This window comes from Cupriavidus sp. DB3 (assembly GCF_020418465.1).
Lineage (GTDB): Bacteria > Pseudomonadota > Gammaproteobacteria > Burkholderiales > Burkholderiaceae > Cupriavidus > Cupriavidus cauae.
In genome coordinates, this window is sequence record NZ_JAIZPL010000005.1 from 553,093 (window position 1) to 572,085 (window position 18,993).

11 protein-coding genes are annotated in these 18,993 nt (G+C 71.4%); 9 read left to right on the forward strand and 2 right to left on the reverse strand.

All coding sequences use genetic code 11. The annotated features are described in order from the left end of the window. Positions 1-54 precede the first annotated feature (54 nt). The 7 genes from ilvA to K7G19_RS18880 all read left to right on the forward strand — a co-directional run bounded on the left by ilvA (position 55) and on the right by K7G19_RS18880 (position 9,192). Positions 55-1,593, forward strand: a complete 1,539-nt coding sequence (ilvA, locus tag K7G19_RS18850) for a threonine ammonia-lyase, biosynthetic (protein ID WP_149320149.1) — start codon at positions 55-57, stop codon at positions 1,591-1,593. Positions 1,594-1,803: 210 nt separating this feature from the next. Then, positions 1,804-2,637 carry an NADPH-dependent 7-cyano-7-deazaguanine reductase QueF gene (queF, locus tag K7G19_RS18855; RefSeq protein ID WP_226108550.1) on the forward strand — a complete coding sequence of 278 codons (834 nt, stop codon included), beginning with the start codon at positions 1,804-1,806 and terminating at the stop codon, positions 2,635-2,637. Between the two features lie 126 nt (positions 2,638-2,763). Then, a complete protein-coding gene (locus K7G19_RS25125; protein ID WP_370639576.1) occupies positions 2,764-3,885 on the forward strand; it encodes a TetR/AcrR family transcriptional regulator in 1,122 nt (373 codons plus the stop codon). A gap of 27 nt (positions 3,886-3,912) precedes the next feature. After that, positions 3,913-5,082 carry an HlyD family secretion protein gene (locus K7G19_RS18865; RefSeq protein WP_226108551.1) on the forward strand — a complete coding sequence of 390 codons (1,170 nt, stop codon included), beginning with the start codon at positions 3,913-3,915 and terminating at the stop codon, positions 5,080-5,082. After that, complete coding sequence (locus K7G19_RS18870) at positions 5,079-6,107, forward strand: ABC transporter ATP-binding protein (protein ID WP_226108552.1); 1,029 nt, start codon at positions 5,079-5,081, stop codon at positions 6,105-6,107. The genes K7G19_RS18865 and K7G19_RS18870 overlap by 4 nt, the downstream gene beginning before the upstream one ends. Positions 6,108-6,151: 44 nt before the next feature. Further along, complete coding sequence (locus K7G19_RS18875; RefSeq protein WP_226108554.1) at positions 6,152-7,315, forward strand: ABC transporter permease; 1,164 nt, start codon at positions 6,152-6,154, stop codon at positions 7,313-7,315. Between the two features lie 137 nt (positions 7,316-7,452). Next, positions 7,453-9,192 (forward strand): TolC family protein, encoded by a 1,740-nt coding sequence (locus K7G19_RS18880; protein WP_226108556.1) that lies wholly within the window; start codon positions 7,453-7,455, stop codon positions 9,190-9,192. A 183-nt stretch (positions 9,193-9,375) separates the two neighbouring features. Here K7G19_RS18880 and K7G19_RS18885 read toward each other — a convergent pair whose 3' ends face one another. Continuing rightward, on the reverse strand, positions 9,376-10,740 hold the full coding sequence (locus K7G19_RS18885) for an ankyrin repeat domain-containing protein (RefSeq protein ID WP_226108558.1): 1,365 nt from the start codon (positions 10,738-10,740) through the stop codon (positions 9,376-9,378). 514 nt (positions 10,741-11,254) lie between these two features. Here K7G19_RS18885 and uvrA point away from each other — a divergent pair. Continuing rightward, entirely contained in the window at positions 11,255-17,176 is a 5,922-nt protein-coding gene (gene uvrA, locus K7G19_RS18890) for an excinuclease ABC subunit UvrA (RefSeq protein ID WP_226108560.1), read from the forward strand. Positions 17,177-17,353: 177 nt separating this feature from the next. On the opposite strand, the gene K7G19_RS18895 is transcribed toward uvrA, so the two are convergent. Beyond that, complete coding sequence (locus tag K7G19_RS18895; protein WP_226108562.1) at positions 17,354-17,959, reverse strand: cysteine hydrolase family protein; 606 nt, start codon at positions 17,957-17,959, stop codon at positions 17,354-17,356. 95 nt (positions 17,960-18,054) lie between these two features. On the opposite strand from K7G19_RS18895, the gene K7G19_RS18900 reads away from it, so the two are divergent. Further along, positions 18,055-18,954, forward strand: a complete 900-nt coding sequence (locus K7G19_RS18900) for a LysR family transcriptional regulator (RefSeq protein ID WP_226108564.1) — start codon at positions 18,055-18,057, stop codon at positions 18,952-18,954. The last annotated feature ends 39 nt before the right edge of the window (positions 18,955-18,993 follow it).

Below are 18,993 nucleotides of genomic sequence, written 5' to 3' on the forward strand. Positions count from 1 at the left end.
CCGGCCCTCCGCCTTCCTCCGTCCATCCAATCCGGCCCCGCGCCGGTCGTCGACATGACCCGCAAGACAGCCAGCAAACCCGACTACCTGAAGAAGATCCTGACCGCCAAGGTGTACGACGTGGCGCAGGAGACCGAGCTGACCTACGCCCGCGAACTGTCGGCGCGAATTGGCAACGGGGTCTGGTTCAAGCGCGAGGACACCCAGCCGGTGTTTTCGTTCAAGCTGCGCGGCGCCTACAACAAGATGGCCTCGCTGACCGCCGACGAACTCAAGCGCGGCGTGATCGCCGCCTCGGCCGGCAATCACGCGCAGGGCGTCGCGCTGGCCGCGGCGCGGATGGAGTGCAAGGCCATCATCGCGATGCCGGTGACGACGCCCCAGGTCAAGATCGACGCGGTGCGCAAGCACGGCGGCAAGTGGGTGCAGGTCGTGCTGCACGGCGAGTCGTACAGCGACGCCTACCAGCACGCCGCCGAACTGCAGCGCAAGCACAAGCTGACCTTCATCCATCCGTTCGACGATCCCGAGGTGATCGCCGGCCAGGGTACCGTGGCGATGGAAATCCTGCGCCAGCACCCGGGCCCGCTGCACGCGGTGTTCGTCGCCATCGGCGGCGGCGGGCTGATCGCCGGCGTGGCGTCGTACATCAAGGCCGTGCGGCCCGAAATCAAGGTGATCGGCGTGCAGACGGTCGACTCCGACGCGATGAAGCGCTCGATCGAGGCCGGCAAGCGCGTCGAACTCAAGGACGTGGGCCTGTTCTCGGACGGCACCGCGGTCAAGCTGGCCGGCAAGGAAACCTTCCGCATCGCGCGCGAACTGGTCGACGAGATCGTGCTGGTCGACACCGACGCGCTGTGCGCGGGCGTCAAGGACGTGTTCCAGGACACCCGCAGCATCCTGGAGCCCTCGGGCGCGCTGGCCGTCGCCGGCCTGAAGGCCTATGCCGAGCGCGAGAAGCTCAAGGGCAAGAACCTGGTGGCGATCGCCTCGGGCGCCAACATGAACTTCGACCGCCTGCGCTTCGTGGCCGAGCGGGCCGAGGTCGGCGAGGCGCGCGAGGCGGTGTTCGCGGTGACCATCCCCGAGGAGCGCGGCAGCTTCCGCCGCTTCTGCGAGCAGCTGGGCACGCGCAACGTGACCGAGTTCAACTACCGCATCGCCGACAACCAGCTCGCCCACATCTTCGTCGGCGTGCAGATCGGCAGCCGCGCCGAGAGCGACAAGATCGCCGCGAGCTTCCGCCGCCATGGTTTCGCGGCGCTGGACCTGTCCAACGACGAACTGGCCAAGCAGCACATCCGCTATATGGTCGGCGGGCACTCCGCGCTGGCCCAGGACGAGCTGCTGTACCGCTTCGAATTTCCCGAGCGTCCGGGCGCGCTGATGAAGTTCCTGTCGAGCATGAGCCCGAACTGGAACATCAGCCTGTTCCACTACCGCAACCAGGGCGCCGACACGTCCAACATCCTGGTCGGCATCCAGGTGCCGAAGAACGAGAAGCGCGAATTCCGGGCCTTCCTTGCCACGCTCGGTTACTTACACTGGGAAGAAACCGACAATCCGGTCTACAAGCTGTTCCTGGCGTGACGGCGGCTGCCGTCCGCCGCCGTCACGCCGGGTGGCCGAACCGCCGGATTGCGGAAATCGCTTGATCGACGGATCGCCGAACCGCCGACCCGCCGAACCGCCGAACCGCTGAACCGCCGAACCGCTGAACCGCTGAACCGCTGAACCGCCGAACCGCTGAACCGCTGAACCGCTGAACCGCTGAATGGCGGAACCCCGACAGGAGTCCTCATGACCGTGCCCGAACATTCGCCGCTGGGCAAAGTCTCGGCCTACAAGACCGAGTACGACGCCAGCCTGCTGTTTCCGATCCCGCGCGCGCCCAAGCGCGCCGAGATCGGCCTGCCCGACGGCCGCGCGGTGCCGTTCTTCGGCGTGGACATCTGGAATGCCTACGAGCTGTCGTGGCTCAATCCGAAGGGCAAGCCGCAGGTCGCGCTGGCGAGCTTCATCATCCCGGCCGACACGCCGAACATCGTCGAATCGAAGTCGTTCAAGCTGTATCTGAACAGCTTCAACCAGACCCGGCTGGAATCGCCGGAGGCGCTGCAGCAGCTGCTGCGCAACGACCTGTCCGAAGCGACCGGCGGCGCGGTGCAGGTGCGCCTGACGGCCGAGCCGGACTTCGGCCGCCAGCAGATGGGCGAGCTCGACGGCCTGCTGCTGGACCGCCTCGACATCGAGACCGACATCTACGAGCCGGCGCCGCAGCTGCTGCGCGCCGACCAGGAAGAGACGCCGGTCGAGGAAACGCTGGTCTCGCATCTGCTCAAGTCGAACTGCCTGGTCACCGGGCAGCCGGACTGGGGCAGCGTGCAGATCCGCTATGTCGGCGCGCCGATCGACCAGGAAGGGCTGCTGAAGTACCTGATCTCGTTCCGCAATCACAACGAGTTCCACGAGCAGTGCGTCGAGCGCATCTTCATGGACGTGCTGCGCCAGTGCAAGCCGGTCAAGCTGGCCGTCTACGCGCGCTATACGCGGCGCGGCGGCCTGGACATCAATCCATTCCGCACCAACTTCAACACACCGTGGCCGGATAACCGGCGCAACGCGCGGCAATAAGGTCCCTCTCCGAAGACAAGGCCGGGCCGGCGTCGGCGCGACAGCGCTGCGCCGGCCTTCTTTGTAACAGGCCTTGAATTAATTAATGTGCCAATTAATATCCAGCACACCAGATCCCCTCCGCCCATGACCGCCCGCCGCTCCCGCTCTTCCGCCGCTTCTCCCGCCGCCCTCCCTGCTTCGCCGCAGCAGCCCGCGCCGTTGCGCCGCCCCGGCCGTCCCGGGCGGAGCGCCCCGGCGAGCAAGGGCCTCGGCAGCGCGCCGCCGCGCGGCCCGGGTCGTACGCTTGCCGCCGAGGACCAGCGCGAGCGCCTGCTGGACGCCGCCGTGACGCTGTTTGCGGAGCACGGTATCGCCGCGACCCAGGTCAAGGCCATCGCGGCCCGCGCCGGCGTGACGCCGGCGCTGGTCCACTACTACTTCGGCGACCGGGGCCGTCTGCTGGATGCGGTGGCCGAGGAACGCCTCGGGCCGCTGGTGGACCGGGTCTTTGCGCAGGCTGAGCCGGGCGACGCCGCGCCTGGTGCTGGTGCTGGCGTTGGCGCTGGTGCTGGCGTTGGCGTTGGTGCTGGTGCTGGCGTTGGTGCTCGCGCCGGGGGCGGTGCTGGTGCAAAGGCCGCCGCCAAAGCCGGGGACAGGGCCGGAGCCGGTGCAAGGGCAGGAGCCGATATCGATGCTTCGGGCGCGGTTGCCGACCCCGCCGCGCTGCTGGCCGGCATCGCCGAGCGGCTGATCCGCGCGGCGGTGGCCACGCCATGGTTTCCGGCCCTCTGGGTGCGCGAGATCGTCACCGGCGAGGGCCAGTTGCGCGAACGCGTGATGCAGCGCTTCGGGCTGCAGCGCCTGGGCGTCGTGGTCGCCGCGCTGAGCGAGGCGCGCGAGCGCGGCCGGATCGACGCTGCGCTGGCCCCGCCGCTGCTGATGGTCTCGGTGATCGGCCTGGCGCTGCTGCCGCTGGCCACCGGCCATATCTGGCGGCGCCTGCCGGGGGCCGACGCCGTCGATGTCGACGCCATGGTCGCGCATGCGCGCGCGCTGCTGACGCATGGCATCCGTCCCGCGGAACGTGCCGTCTCCTCCGCCGTCTCCTCCGCCGTCCCCTCTGCCGTCCCCTCTGCCGTGCCCTCTGCCGTGCCCGGTGCCGCGCCCGGTGCCGCGCCCGATGCCGTGCCCTCTGCCGTCTCCTCTGCCCGCCCTGAGGCGCGGCCCACCGATCGCCGCAAGGGCCGCGCCGCCGATCGCCGCTGACCACCACCACCGACCCGCACCGCCGCCATGCCCGCCGCCGACCTTCCGCAGATCGATTGCCACCCACCCGCGTCATCGCCTCCGGCAGGTCGACGGAGCGCATGGTTACGGATTGGGGCGCTGGCGGCGCTGGCTCGGGCCTGGGCGCTGGCTCGGGCCTGGGCGCTGGCGGCGCTGGCCCGGGCCTGGGCGCCGAACCCGGCGGGGGCCGGCGCGCTGGGGGCGGCGCTGGTCCTGTCCGGCTGCGGCGACGCGCCCCCCGCCCGCTGGCAAGGCTATGTCGAAGGCGAGTTCGTCCACCTGGCCTCCCCCTTCCCCGGCCGGCTGGAGCGCCTGAGCGTCGAGCGCGGCCAGCAGGTCGCCGCCGGCGCGCCGCTGTTCGCGCTGGAGACCGAGGAAGAATCGACCGCCCGCGCACAGGCGGTCGCGCAGCTCGAAGCCGCGCAAGCGGAGCTCGCCGATCTGCAGACGGGCCGGCGCCCCCCGGAAATCGACGCCGTCCGCGCGCAACTGGCGCAGGCCGAGGCCGCCGCGCAGCGCAGCGCCGCCGCGCTGGCGCGCGACGAGGCGCAGTTGCGCATCGGCGCGATCCCGCAGGCCCAGCTCGAACAGAGCCGCGCCACCGCCCAGGCCGACGCCGCGCGGGTGCGCGAGCTGCGCAGCGATCTGGCGGTGGCCCGACTGCCCGGACGCGAAGCGCGCCGCGGCGCGCAACAGGCCCAGGTCGAAGCCGCGCGCGCCGCGCTGGCGCAGGCGGACTGGCGGCTCTCGCGCAAGGCCATCGCCGCGCCCGCGGGCAGCCTGGTCTACGACACGCTCTACCGGCAGGGCGAATGGGTGCCGGCCGGCAGCCCGGTGGTGCGGCTGCTGCCGCCGGGCAACGTCAAGGTCCGCTTCTTCGTGCCCGAAGCGGCGGTCGGCACGCTGCGGGCCGGGCAAACCGTACGGCTGACCTGCGACGGCTGCGGCGCCGCGATCCCGGCCACGATCCGCTACGTCTCCAGCCAGGCCGAATACACGCCGCCGGTGATCTACAGCAACGAGACGCGGCGCAAGCTGGTCTTCCTGGTCGAGGCGCGCCCGGCGCCGGCCGACGCGGCGCGGCTGCACCCGGGCCAGCCGGTGGAGGTCGAGCCGGCTGCGGCGGCAACGAACGAATCGGCCCCAACGGCCCCCGCAAGTGGAGCGCGGTCATGAACCGCAGCGCGCCAGCCGACACCCCGACGATGGAGCGCGATGCCCCCGAACTGGCGATCGACGTGCACGACCTGGGCAAGCGCTTCGGCGACAAGCAGGTGGTCGACGGCCTGACGCTGCAGGTGCGCCGTGGCGAGATCTTCGGCTTCCTCGGCCCCAACGGCAGCGGCAAGACCACGTCGATCCGCATGATGTGCGGGCTGCTGACGCCCGACGCCGGCCACGGCACCTGCCTGGGCTTCGACATCCTGCGCGACAGCGCGCAGATCAAGCGTCGCGTCGGCTATATGACGCAGAAGTTTTCGTACTGGGAAGACCTGTCGATCCGCGAGAACCTCGACTTCGTCGCGCGCGTCTACGGCGTGCCCGATCGCAAGGCGGCGGTCGAGCGCGCGCTCGACGGACTGGGGCTGGCCAGCCGCGCGCGCCAGCTGGCCGGCGCGCTGTCGGGCGGCTGGAAGCAGCGGCTGGCGCTGGCCGCCTGCCTGCTGCACGAACCGGAGCTGCTGCTGCTCGACGAGCCCACCGCCGGCGTCGATCCGAAGGCGCGGCGCGATTTCTGGGAGCAACTGCATCGGCTCGCCGCGCGCGGCATCTCGGTGCTGGTCAGCACGCACTACATGGACGAGGCCGAGCGCTGCCACAAGCTCGCCTATATCGCCTACGGCAAGTTGCTGGCGCAGGGCACCGCCGAGCAGGTGGTGGCGGCGCAGGGCCTGTCGACCTGGTCGGTCGAGGGCGGCGACCTGAACGCGCTGTCGCGCCAGCTCGCCGACGAAGCGGCGGTCGAGCAGACCGTGGTGTTCGGCAACGCGCTGCACGTGACCGGCCGCGACGCCGCCGCGCTGGAAGCCACGCTGCGGCGGCTGGCCGGCGAAGGCGGACATCGGATCGCACCGGTGGACACCAGCCTGGAGGACGTGTTCATCCACATGATGAACCGGGCGGACGACAACATGCGGGCCGACAACAGCGCGCGCGCGGACCGGCGGGCCGCCGGGCATGCACGGAGGGCCGGACCGTGAGGCGCGATGCGCGAGGCCATGCGAGAGGAGATGCGGGAGGCGATATGAGAGCCGGCGGGCACGCCGGCGAAGCGCCCCTCGGCTTCTCGCTGCGGCGCTGGTGGAGCATCGTGCTGAAGGAATTCCTGCAGCTGCGCCGCGACCGCGTGACGTTCGGCATGATCGTCGGGCTGCCGGTGCTGCAGCTGCTGCTGTTCGGCTTCGCCATCAATACCGATCCGCGCCAGTTGCCCACCGGCGTGATCGCCGCCGACCACAGTGAATTCACGCGCTCGCTGGTCGCCAGCATGCAGGCCTCGCGCTATTTCCGCGTGGTCGGCACGCTGCCCGACGAGGCCGCGGGACGCGAGGCGCTGATGCGCGGCGAGCTGCAGTTCGTCGTCACCATCCCGCCCGATTTCACGCGCCGGCTGCTGCGCGGCGAACGGCCCGCGGTGCTGGTCGAGGCCGACGCCACCGATCCTTCGGCGACCGGCGCCGCGCTGGCCGCGCTGGCGCAGATGCCGGTCGCGGTCGCCGACAAGGACCTGAAGGGCCCACTGGCGCCGCTCGCCGGCGGCAAGCCGGCCTTCGACGTGCAGGTGCACCGGCTCTACAACCCCGAGGGCCTGACCCAGTACAACATCGTGCCGGGCCTGATGGGCGTGATCCTGTCGATGACGATGGTGATGATGACCGGGCTGGCGATGACGCGCGAACGCGAGCGCGGCACGATGGAGAACCTGCTCGCCACGCCGGTGCGCCCGCTCGAGGTGATGAGCGGCAAGATCGTGCCCTATGTCTTCATCGGGCTGATCCAGAGCACCATCATCCTGCTGGCGGCGCGCTGGGTCTTCGGCGTGCCCTTCGTCGGCTCGGTGGTCGCGGTCTATCTGGCCGCGCTGCTGTTCATCGCCGCCAACCTGACGGTCGGCATCACGCTGTCGTCGCTGGCGCAGAACCAGCTGCAGGCGATGCAGCTGACCTTCTTCTACTTCCTGCCGGGCATCCTGCTGTCGGGCTTCATGTTCCCGTTCCAGGGCATGCCGCAGTGGGCGCAGGCGATCGGCAACCTGCTGCCGATGACGTATTTCCACCGGATGATCCGCGGCATCCTGCTCAAGGGCAGCGGCTGGACAGAGCTCTGGCCCAATGTCTGGCCGTTGCTGCTGTTTACCGCGGTGGTGATGGCGATCGCGGTGCGCTTCTATCGACGGACGCTGGATTGAGGGCGGTGAGATTGTGGTGCCGATGCGACCGTGATGGCCGATGCGACTGCGACTGCCGAAGCGACGGTGAAGACTGATCGGGCTGTGACGATCGACCGATGCGTTCGCCAAACCTCGATGCCAGCAAGGAGATTGCGATGACCCTGTCCGCGTTCCGATGCAAACGGCTGGCGCCGCTCGTCGGTGCCGCCACGCTGCTCGCCGGCTGCGCCGTCGGCCCGGACTTCGTCGCACCGCCAGCGCCCGACGGCACCCGCTACGGCGCCGGGTCCTCGCCTTCGACGACGACCTCCGCGCCAGTGCGGCACGGTGATGCGCAGCGTCTGCTCGATGGCGCCGACGTGCCGGCGCAATGGTGGAGGCTGTTCGGCAGCGCCGCCCTCGATGGCGCCATCCGCACCGCGCTCGCCAACAGTCCGACGCTGGCGCAGGCGCAGGCCAGCCTCGAGCGCGCGCAGCACGACTACGCGGCGGCGGCGGGCATCGCGCAGTGGCCCGCCATCGACGCGCGCCTCGACGCCGCGCGCCAGCAGGTCAATATCGAGTCGATGGGCATCACGGCGTTCCCCAGTCCCCCGCCCTTCACGCTGTACGGCGCGTCGGTGCGGGTCTCTTACGTGCTGGACCTGTTCGGCGCCCAGCGGCGCGAACTGGAAGGCCTGCGCGCGGCGGTGGATTTCCAGCGCTTCGAGCTCGAGGCCGCGCGGCTGTCGCTCGCCGCCAATGTCGCCACCGCCGCCATCCGCGAGGCCAGCCTGCGCGCGCAGATCGAGGACACCGAGGCGCTGGTCGACGCGCAGCGGCGGCAGCTGGCGATCGTCGAGCAAGGGGTCACGCTCGGCGGGACCGCGAGGGTCGAAGCGGAGCGCCAACGCGGCGAACTGGCGCAGACCGAGGCGCTGCTGCCGGGCCTGACGCGGCAGTTGGCGGCGACGCGCCATCAGCTGGCGGTCTATCTGGGATTGCCGCCGGCAGCGGCGGCGGAGCCGGTGAGCGAACTCGCGGGCGAACCGGCGCACAAGGCGGCGAGCGCTTCGACCAGTGGACCGGCGAGCGAACGCGCGCGCCAACCGTCGAGCGAGCGGTCGAACAAAGCGGCGAGCGCCCCGACGGGCGGACCGGCGGCCGGACCTGGGGCGGACAGCGAGGCGGGACAGGCCGCTTCCAACGCGCCGGCCACCGCCGTGCCGGTATTCCGCCTTGCCGAACTGCGGCTGCCCGACACCTTGCCGGTCAGCCTGCCCTCGACGCTGGCGCGCCGGCGTCCCGATATCCGCGCGGCCGAGGCGCTGCTGCACCGGGCCAGCGCCGATATCGGCGTCGCCACCGCCAACCTGTATCCGAGCCTGACGCTGTCGGCGAGCGCGGGCACGCAGTCGCGCAGCGGCGGCGACCTGTTCGATCACCTCAATGTATGGAATATCGCCGCGGGACTGGTGCAGCCGGTGTTTCGCGGCGGCGCGCTGCGGGCGCGGCAACGCGCGGCGGAGGCGGCCTATCGCCAGGCGCTGGCGGCGCACCGGCAGGCGGTGCTGCAGGGGCTGCGCGAGGTTGCCGATGCGCTGCAGGCGGTGCACAGCGATGCCGCCACGCTGCGCGCGCGGGCCGAAGCGGCCCGGCGCGCCGCCGCCACGCTTGCCATCGTCAGCGAGCAATATCGGTTAGGCGGCGTCAGCCAGCTGGCGCTGATCGACGCGCAACGCCAGCATCGCGAAACCACGCTGGCGCTGACGCGGGCCAGCGCCGATCGGCTGGCCGATTCGGCGGCCCTGCTGCAGGCACTCGGCGGCGGCTGGTGGCAGACCGAGGCCGAGGCCAATGCCGGGGCCCCGCCGCCGGACCGGGCCGCCAACCCCGCGACCACGGCCTCGCGCTGAACCTCCGCGGCGGCTGGTGGCAGGCCGAGGCCGACGGCGCGCCGCGGGAACTCGCCGGCGGCCCCGCGACGACGGCCTCGCACTGAGCCTCGGCGGAGGCTGGTGGCGGGGCGGGACCGGCGGCGCCACGGAACCACGGCCTTGCGCTGAAGCGTCGGCCCGGCGTCCAAGCTCGGCTCCGCCTCAGACCGGCGCGTTCGCCGCCGCGGCCAGCAGCGCGGCGACTTCGTGCTGTCCCGCGGCCTGCGCCAGCGTCAGCGCGGTGTGCCCCTTGGCATTGCGCAGCAGCGCATTGGCGCCGCCCTCGAGCAGCAGCCTGACCACGGCGACGTCGCCGGACCGTGCGGCGAACATCAACGGCGTCGTGCCGTGCTGATCGGCCGCATCGACGCCGGCACCGGCCTGCAGCAGCAGGGCCACCGTGCGCGCCCGCACCGCCGGGGACCGCCCCAGCTCGTCGCTCGCCGCCGCCAGCAGCAAGGGCGTGCGCATCGCGGCATTGCGCTGCTGCACGCTATCGCCGGCGCCATGCATCAGCAGCATCGCGACGACCTCCGGTTGCAGCGCCGCGGCCGCATAGCCGAGCGGCGTCCAGCCTTCGGCCTGGCTCGCCCGCGGATCGGCGCCCGCGGCCAGCAGCGTCGCGGCCACGTCCGCATGGCCGTAGACCGCGGCGCGCATCAGCGGCGTGCGGCGCGCGGCGTCGCGCCCGTCGACCGCGGCGCCATGTTGGAGCAGCAGCGCCACCGCCTCGCGCCGCCCGAAGGTGGCGGCGCGCGCCAGCGGCGTCTCGCCGTCGGGAAAGGAAGCCAGGTCGATCAGCCAGGTGCCGTGCGGCTGCGCGGCCGCGATCAGTTCGCGCATCGCCGCCAGGTGGCCGCGCCCGGCGGCGATGGCCAGCGCCCCGTGTCCGCGCGGCGACAGCGGCAGCGACAACGATTCGGCGCGCGCCAGCCACGGCGCCAGTTGCGCCACGTCGCCGCTGCCGGCGGCGTGGGCCAGTTCACCGGTACCGCTGCGTGCGAGCCAGCCGAGATAGTCCGAGACCAGTTCGCCGATGGTGGCCGACAGCGCGCCGTCGTCTGCCAGCGTGTCGGCCGCCAGCGCCACCGGCGGCTGATGGTCGCCATTGCGGGCCGACAGCGCCAGCTTCGCGGCATGGGTGCCCTGGTACTCCAGCTGGCGCAGCAGCGCGCGTACCAGCTGCGGCGCGGGCGGCCGGATCTGGAAAGCCAGATGCAGCGCGGTATCGCCATTGACGTTGGTCAGCGCCGGATCGGCGCCATGCTGCAGCAGACGTTCGACGGTCTTCAGATCGCCGCCGGCGAGCATCGCCAGGTGCAGCGCGGTATTGCCATCGCGGTCCGGCACCCGCAGCAGCGCGGGCTGGCCGGCGGCGAGCGTGTCGATCGCCGCGGCGTCGCCGCGCGTGATGGCGGCATGCAGGGCGGCATGCAGGGCGGCGACCTCCGCCCCTTCCACGGTGGGTGCGCCGCCCGCCGCACCGGCAGGTTTGGCGTCGACGAGACTCCTGGTTGTTAGCACCATGTGCGTGTACTCCTGGCGTTGGGGATGGACGCCGCGGAAGGTGGCGGCGCCGGTTGCCAGCCGAGCGCCGGGATGGCGGGCTGGCGGCGTAAGGACGGCGGTGGGCTTGCTGGTGGGAGCAGGCGGCTGCCTGTGAAGGCGGGTAGCTGCCGGCGGCCGCCGGTGGCGGCTTGTCGTTGCCAGCGGCGGCCGGGGGACTGCGGAGACTGCCGGCGGCGATTCCGGCAGCCGGAGCGGTATGCCGCTCGACCGGACGCGCCCACCGCCGGCGCCGCCATGCTATGGGTGCCGGCTGGCGGAATCTATTGAAAACACCCGGAATCTGTGCAAAGGAGCGCGCCGGGAGAATCGGCGGCAGTCGGTGCGGCATCCCGCGTCCGGCGGCCATCGGCGGGCCGCCAGCCGGCGTCCGGGTGGCATTCGGACGCGTCCGCGGGACTTTTGCTAAAGTTTACGCCCGACTTTCCACCGCCCCCGGCCTTGGGCGCGGTGCGGCCATCGAAAGGATTCCCCCATGTCTTCCGGCGTCATCCGCATCCGCGGCGCGCGTCAGCACAATCTCAAGCAAGTCGATCTGGACCTGCGCACCGGCGAAATGACGGTGGTCACGGGTCCGTCCGGCTCCGGCAAATCCAGCCTGGTCTTCGACACCCTCTATGCCGAAGGGCAGCGGCGCTATGTCGAGACCTTCAGCGCCTACGCCCGCCAGTTCCTCGATCGCATGGACCGCCCGCAGGTCGAGCGCGTCGAGGGCGTGCCGCCGGCGATCGCGATCGACCAGACCAATCCGGTGCGCAGCTCGCGCTCGACGGTCGGCACCATGACCGAGCTGAACGACCACCTGAAGCTGCTGTTCGCGCGCTCGGCCCAGCTGTTCGACCGCGAGACCGCGCTGCCGGTGCGCCACGACACCCCCGAGACGATCTACGCCGAGCTGCTCGAACGCACCCGCGACGGCGATCCGCGCCTGGCGGTGACCTTCCCCGTCGAGCTGCCGGAGTCCGCGACCGAGGAAGAGATCGCGCAATGGCTGTCGGTCAGCGGCTACACCCGCGTGCAGGCGCAGCGCGTGGTGAACTCGCCGACAGGCCCGCGCAAGATGCTCGACGTGGTGGCCGACCGCTTCCGCCTGCAGCGCGCCGACAAGGCGCGCGTGGTCGAGGCGATCGAGTCCTCGCTCAAGCGCGGCGCCGGAAGGGTCAATATCTACGTGCTGCCGGAGGGCGAAGCGGCTTCCGGGGAAGCCGCCGACGCCGAAGCCACCATCTGGCGCTTCTCCACCGGCCTGCACTGTCCTGAAAGCGACCTGCGCTATGCAGACCCGCAGCCGGCGCTGTTCTCGTTCAACTCGGCCTACGGCGCCTGCGAGGCCTGCCGCGGCTTCGGCCGCGTGATCGGCGTCGACCTCGGCCTGGTGATTCCCGACGGGCGCAAGACGCTGCGCGAGGGCGCGATCAAGCCGATGCAGACGCCGGCATGGAAGGAGTGCCAGGACGACCTGATGCGCTACGCCGCGCGCGCCGGCATTCCGCGCGACACGCCGTGGGCCGAACTGACACAGGCGCAGCGCGACTGGGTCATCGACGGCGATCCCGCCTGGAACGGCAAGTGGAACAGCCAGTGGTACGGCGTGCGCCGCTTCTTCGACTATCTGGAGTCGAAGGCCTACAAGATGCATATCCGCGTGCTGCTGTCGAAGTACCGCAGCTACACGCTGTGCGAGACCTGCGGCGGCGCACGCCTGAAGACCGAGGCGATGCTGTGGCGCCTGGGCTCGCGCGAGAACGCCGATGCCGTGCTCGATCCCGCCCGCCGCGTGATGCCGCGTGGCGTGGCCTGGCGGCGCGACCAGCTCGAGGCGCTGCCCGGCCTGACCGTGCACGACCTGATGCTGCTGCCGATCGAGCGCATCCGCCGCTTCTTCGACACGCTGACGCTGCCGAGCGCGCTGCTCGACGACGCGCTGAAGCTGCTGCTGACCGAAGTCCGCACGCGCCTGAAGTACCTGTGCGACGTCGGCATCGGCTACCTGACGCTGGACCGCCAGAGCCGCACGCTGTCCGGCGGCGAGGTGCAGCGGATCAACCTGACCACCGCGCTCGGCACCTCGCTGGTCAACACGCTGTTCGTGCTGGACGAGCCCAGCATCGGCCTGCATCCGCGCGACCTGAACCGGATCGTCGAGGCGATGCGGCGGCTGCGCGATGCCGGCAACACGCTGGTGGTTGTCGAGCACGATCCGTCGGTGATGCTGGCCGCCGACCGCCTGATCGACATGGGCCCGGGCCCCGGCGAGCGCGGCGGCGAGATCGTCTACGACGGCACGCCGGCCGAGATCCGCCACGCCGGCACGCTGACCGGCCAGTACCTGAGCGGCCAGCGCCGCGTCGCCGATGCGTCGGACTGGGTCCGCCGGCCGGTCGACGACACCACGCCGCGGCTGGTGCTCGAGGGCGCCAGCGAGCACAACCTGCAGGACGTCACCGTGTCGATCCCGCTGCAGCGCCTGGTCTGCGTGACCGGCGTGTCGGGCTCGGGCAAGTCGACGCTGATCCAGGACGTGCTGCACCCCGCGCTGGCCCGCCATTTCGGCCGCGCCACCGAAAGCCCCGGCGCGCATCGCGCACTGGTCGGCGCCGAGCAGATCGGCGATGCGGTGTTCGTCGACCAGTCGCCGATCGGCAAGACCGCGCGCTCCAATCCGGCCAGCTATGTCGGCGCCTTCGACGAGATCCGCAAGCTGTTCGCCAAGGCACCGCTGGCCAGGCAGCGCGGCTATACCGCCGGCACCTTCAGCTTCAACTCGGGCGACGGACGCTGCCCGACCTGCGGCGGCTCGGGCTTCGAGCACGTCGAGATGCAGTTCCTGTCGGACGTCTACCTGCGCTGCCCGGACTGCGACGGCACGCGCTATCGCGCCGAAATCCTCGAGGTCAGGATCGAGCGCGGCGGCCGCGCGCTGGGCATCGCCGACGTGCTGGAGCTGACCGTCAGCGAGGCGGTGGCGCTGTTCGCCGCCGACGCCGAGGTGCTGCGCGTGCTGCAGCCGATCGTCGACGTCGGCCTCGAATACGTGAAGCTGGGCCAGCCGGTGCCGACGCTGTCGGGCGGCGAGGCGCAGCGCCTGAAGCTGGCCGGCTTCCTGGCCGAGACCGCGCAGGCCGCGCGCAAGCGCGTCGCGCCGGACGCCAGCGAAGGGCGGCTCTTCATGTTCGACGAACCGACCACCGGCCTGCACTTCGACGACATCGCCAAGCTGATGCGCGCCTTCGGCAAGCTGCTGGACGGCGGCCATTCGCTGATCGTGATCGAGCACAACCTCGACGTGATCCGCGCCGCCGACTGGCTGATCGATCTCGGCCCGGAAGGCGGCGACGCCGGCGGGCAGCTGGTCTGCGCGGGCACGCCGGACGACGTCAAGCGGTGCGCGGCTTCGCATACCGGCGCGGCGCTGCTGCAGTACGAGAACCAGATCGGGCGCAGCGACGCGCAGGCCGAGCACGACGCGCTGCGGCTGCAGTCGGCGCACGGCTCGCCGGCCGCCCGCCGCGCGCGGCGCGCGCTGGCCGAAATCCAGGGCGAGAACGTGGTGCGCATCGTCAACGCGCACGAGCACAACCTGAAGTCGCTGAACGTCGATATCCCGCACAACAAGTTCAACGTGGTGACCGGCGTGTCGGGCTCGGGCAAGTCGACGCTGGCCTTCGACATCCTGTTCCACGAGGGCCAGCGGCGCTATCTCGAATCGCTGAACGCCTACGCGCGCTCGATCGTGCAGCCCGCGGGCCGGCCCGAGGTCGACGCGGTGTTCGGCATTCCGCCGACCGTGGCGATCGAGCAGCGCCTGTCGCGCGGCGGCCGCAAGAGCACGGTGGCGACCACCTCCGAAGTCTGGCACTTCCTGCGGCTGCTGTACGTGAAGCTCGGCTTGCAGCACTGCGTGCACGACGGCACGCCGGTCAGCGCGCAGAGCCCCGAATCGATCGTCGCGCAGCTGCTGCGGGAATACCGCGGCCAGCACGTCGGCCTGCTGGCGCCGCTGGTGGTCAACCGCAAGGGCGTCTATACCGATCTCGCCAAATGGGCCAAGGCGCGCGGCCATACGCACCTGCGCGTCGACGGTGCCTTCCTGCCGGTCGATCCGTGGCCGCGGCTGGACCGCTTCCGCGAACACACGATCGAGCTGCCGGTCGGCGACGTGGTGGTCTCTCCCGACAACGAGGCGGCGCTGCGCGCGCTGCTGGAGCAGGCGCTCGAGCACGGCAAGGGCGTGATGCATCTGCTGGCGCCGCTGGACGGCCTGCGCGAAGCGTTCGGCAACGGCCACAACGGCGATGGCGTCGGCCAGACCAAGGTCTTCTCGACCAAGCGCGCCTGCCCGCAATGCGGCACCAGCTATCCCGAGCTGGACCCGCGCATGTTCTCGTACAACAGCAAGCATGGCTGGTGCGAGAGCTGCGTCGGCACGGGCCTGGCGCTGACGGGCGAGCAGCGCGCCGCCTATGACGACAGCGTGATCGGCGGCGACGAACGCGGCCGCGAGCAGACGCTGCCGTCGGAGGAGCTCGAGCCCGAAGGCGTCGGCCATGCGGCCTGCCCCTCGTGCCACGGCACGCGGCTGAACGCGGCCGCGCGCGCGGTCAGCTTCGCCGGCCGCTCGATCGTCGACATCGCGCAGTGGACCGTGTCGCAGACCCGCGCGTGGATCGAGCAGCTGACGCTGGGCGGCCGCGACGCCGAGATCGCGCGCGACGTGGTCAGCGAGATCCGCAGCCGGCTCGAATTCCTCGAGGAGGTTGGCCTGGGCTACCTGAGCCTGGACCGCGCCGCGCCCAGCCTGTCGGGCGGCGAGGCGCAGCGGATCCGGCTGGCGGCGCAGCTCGGCAGCAATCTGCAGGGCGTCTGCTATGTGCTGGACGAACCGACCATCGGCCTGCATCCGCGCGACAACCGCATCCTGCTCGACGCGCTGCGCAAGCTCGGCGACAAGGGCAACACGCTGGTGGTGGTCGAGCACGACGAGGACACCATCCGCCGCGCCGACCACATCATCGACATCGGCCCCGGCGCCGGCAAGCGCGGCGGCCATGTGGTCGCGCAGGGCGGCGTCGCCGATCTGGCGGCGCAGCCGTCGTCGCTGACCGGGCAGTTCCTGGCCCGGCCGATCGTCCATCCGCTGCAGGCGCGCCGGCCCGTGTCGGCGGCGGCAACGCGAGGCAAGGCGGGCACTGCGGACACGGCGGTGCCCGAACGCTGGCTGACCGTGCACGGCGCCACGCTGCACAACCTGCGCAACGTCACCGCCAGCCTGCCGCTGTCGCGGCTGGTCGCGATCACCGGCGTCAGCGGCTCCGGCAAGTCCACGCTGGCGCGCGATGTGCTGATGACCAATCTGCTCGATGCGGTCGGCCGCTCGGTGCTGTCGTCGCCGGCCACGCGCCGCGCGCGCAAGTCGGCGCAGGCAAGCGAGACCGCGGCGGGCACCGCGGGCGCCAGCAAGGGCGTGAGGAAGCTCGACGTCCAGCATGTCTGGCAGGGCTGCGAGTCGGTGACCGGCTGGGAGGCGATCGACCGCGTGCTCGAGGTCGACCAGACCCCGATCGGCAAGACGCCGCGCTCGTGCCCGGCCACCTACATCGGCGTCTGGGACGCGATCCGGCGGCTCTTCGCCGATACGCTGGAGGCGCGCGCGCGGGGCTATACCGCGTCGCGCTTCTCGTTCAACACCGGCGACGGCCGCTGCCCGGCCTGCGAGGGCCAGGGCGTGCGCACCATCGGCATGAGTTTCCTGCCGGACGTCAAGGTGCTGTGCGACGTCTGCCACGGCCAGCGCTTCAACGCGGAGACGCTGGCGGTGTCCTGGCGGGGCCGCAATATCGGCGAGGTGCTGACGATGGAGATCGACGAGGCGGTGGAGTTCTTTGCCGCGCAGTCGAACATCGCGCATCCGCTGCAGCTGCTCAAGGACGTGGGGCTCGGCTACCTGACGCTGGGCCAGCCGTCGCCGACGCTGTCGGGCGGCGAGGCACAGCGGATCAAGCTGGTCACCGAACTGGCCAAGGTGCGCGACGACATCACGCGCCGCGGCCAGAAGCCGCCGCATACGCTGTACGTGCTGGACGAGCCGACCGTGGGCCTGCATATGGCGGACGTCGCCAAGCTGATCCGCGTGCTGCACCGGCTGGTCGACGGCGGCCACAGCGTGGTGGTGATCGAGCACGACCTCGACGTGATCGCCGAAGCCGACTGGGTCATCGACCTCGGTCCGGAAGGCGGCGACGGCGGCGGCACCATCGTCGCGGCGGCACCGCCCGACGTGCTGGCGCGCACGCCGGGCAGCCATACCGGGGCGGCGCTGGTGCCGGTGCTGGCGCGCACCGCGGCGGTCGCGGCCAACGAGGTCGGGCCGAGGGTGGTGCGCGGGGCAGTGGCATAGCCCCGCTCGATCCCCAGACAGCAGAAGAAGCAGAAGAGGCCGCGCGAGCGGCCTCTTCCGCCATGGGCTCTGGCGAAGCACCACCAGCGCGCACATCCTTCCCGCGAAGCCGGGGAATCCCAACGTCTTTCCAACGTCGCTGGATCCCCGCGTCCGCGGAGACGGCTGCGTTCTCGCTTACGCCCCCAACGCTCCCGCATCCGGCACCACCAGCGCCACCAGGTCGTTCAGTTCCGTCAGGGCGGTGCGATGCACGACCGCGGCGGGTACCACCTCGCCGTTGACGGGATCGGGCAGATCGCGCGTCGCGCAGGCGGCCGCGACTACCGTGGTGGTGAAGCCCAGATCGAGCGCGGCGCGCGCCGTTGCGCTGACGCACATATGGGTCATGAAGCCCGCCACCACCAGCTGCTTGCGGCCGGTCCTGGCCAGTGCGTCGGCCAGGCCCGTGCCGGCGAACGCGTTCGGCAGGGATTTGGCGATCACCGCCTCGCCCTGCGCAGGCGCCAGTTCGGCAATCAGCTCGACATAGGGGCCCTGCGGATCGAAGATCGCGCCGCCGGGCTTGCCGTGATGCTGGATGTGCACCACCGGTGCGCCGGCCTTGCGGGCGGCGGCCAGCAGGCGCTGGCACTCGGCGACGGCCTCGGCCATGCCGGACAGCGGCAGGCTGCCGTCGACATACTCGCGCTGGTGGTCGATCAGCACCAGGCTGGCTTGCTGCCAGTCGGCCGGCTGGCGGGTCGCGCCGGCGAAATCCATCAGGGTCTTGGCTTGCGGCATGGAGTCTCTTCCTCGTCGAATGCACGACATCGTGCGGTGCCGCCATGATAGGGTTCGGCTTGCCGATTCACCATGCCAAATTCCGACGAGGCACTGTGCAAAAACGAACAGCCGGGACCACCCATTGGGACGATCTGCTGACGCTGGCCGTGCTGGCCCGTTCGGGCAGCTACGCCGCCTGCGCGCGCGAGCTCGGACTGACGCACGCCACCGTGATTCGCCGGCTGCGGCGGCTGGAGACGGCGCTGGGCGCATCGGTGGCCGAATCGATGCAGGGCCGGATCGAACTGTCGCCAGCCGGGCGCATCGCGCTGGCCGCCGCCGAGCAGATGGAGCGGCATGCCGCGCGCATCGGCCGCGAACTCGAAGCGCGCCGCGCCAGTCCCGGCAGCGTTTCGGGCACCGTCAAGCTGACCGCCACCGAGGGCGTGGCGACGCTGTTCATCGCGGAGCGGCTGCCGGCGCTGCGCGAGCGTCATCCCGGGCTGACGGTGGAACTGATCGTCGAGGCGCGCCGCGCCAGCCTGGCACGCCGCGAGGCGCATCTGGCCATCCGGCTCAATCGCCCGGTCGAGGAGCAGGTGGTGGCGCGCCGCATCGGCACGATCCACTACGGCGTCTACGGCAACGCGGCCATGCGCCGCCGCTACGCCGACGAGGGCCTGACCGCGCTGCCGTTCTGCCAGCTCGCGCTGTCGCTCGCCCCGGGCGTGGCGCTGCCCGAGATTCGCTGGGTCGACCGGCAGATCGCGCGCGACGCCATCGTGCTGTCGAGCAACAGCGTCGACACGCTGCTGATGGCCGCCGCGGCCGGCACCGGGGCCGCGCTGCTGCCGCACTTTGCCGCGCGGACGCAGCCATCGCTGCATCTGCTGCAGGACTGCCCCGACGTAAGGCGCGACGTCTGGCTGGCCTATCCGTCCGAATACCGGCGCCAGCCGCGCTTTCGCGCCGTCGCCGACTGGCTCGCCGAGTGCTTCGCGGAGATGCCATAGGGGGCCATTGGGGGGCCATTGGGGGGGGCCATTGGCGGG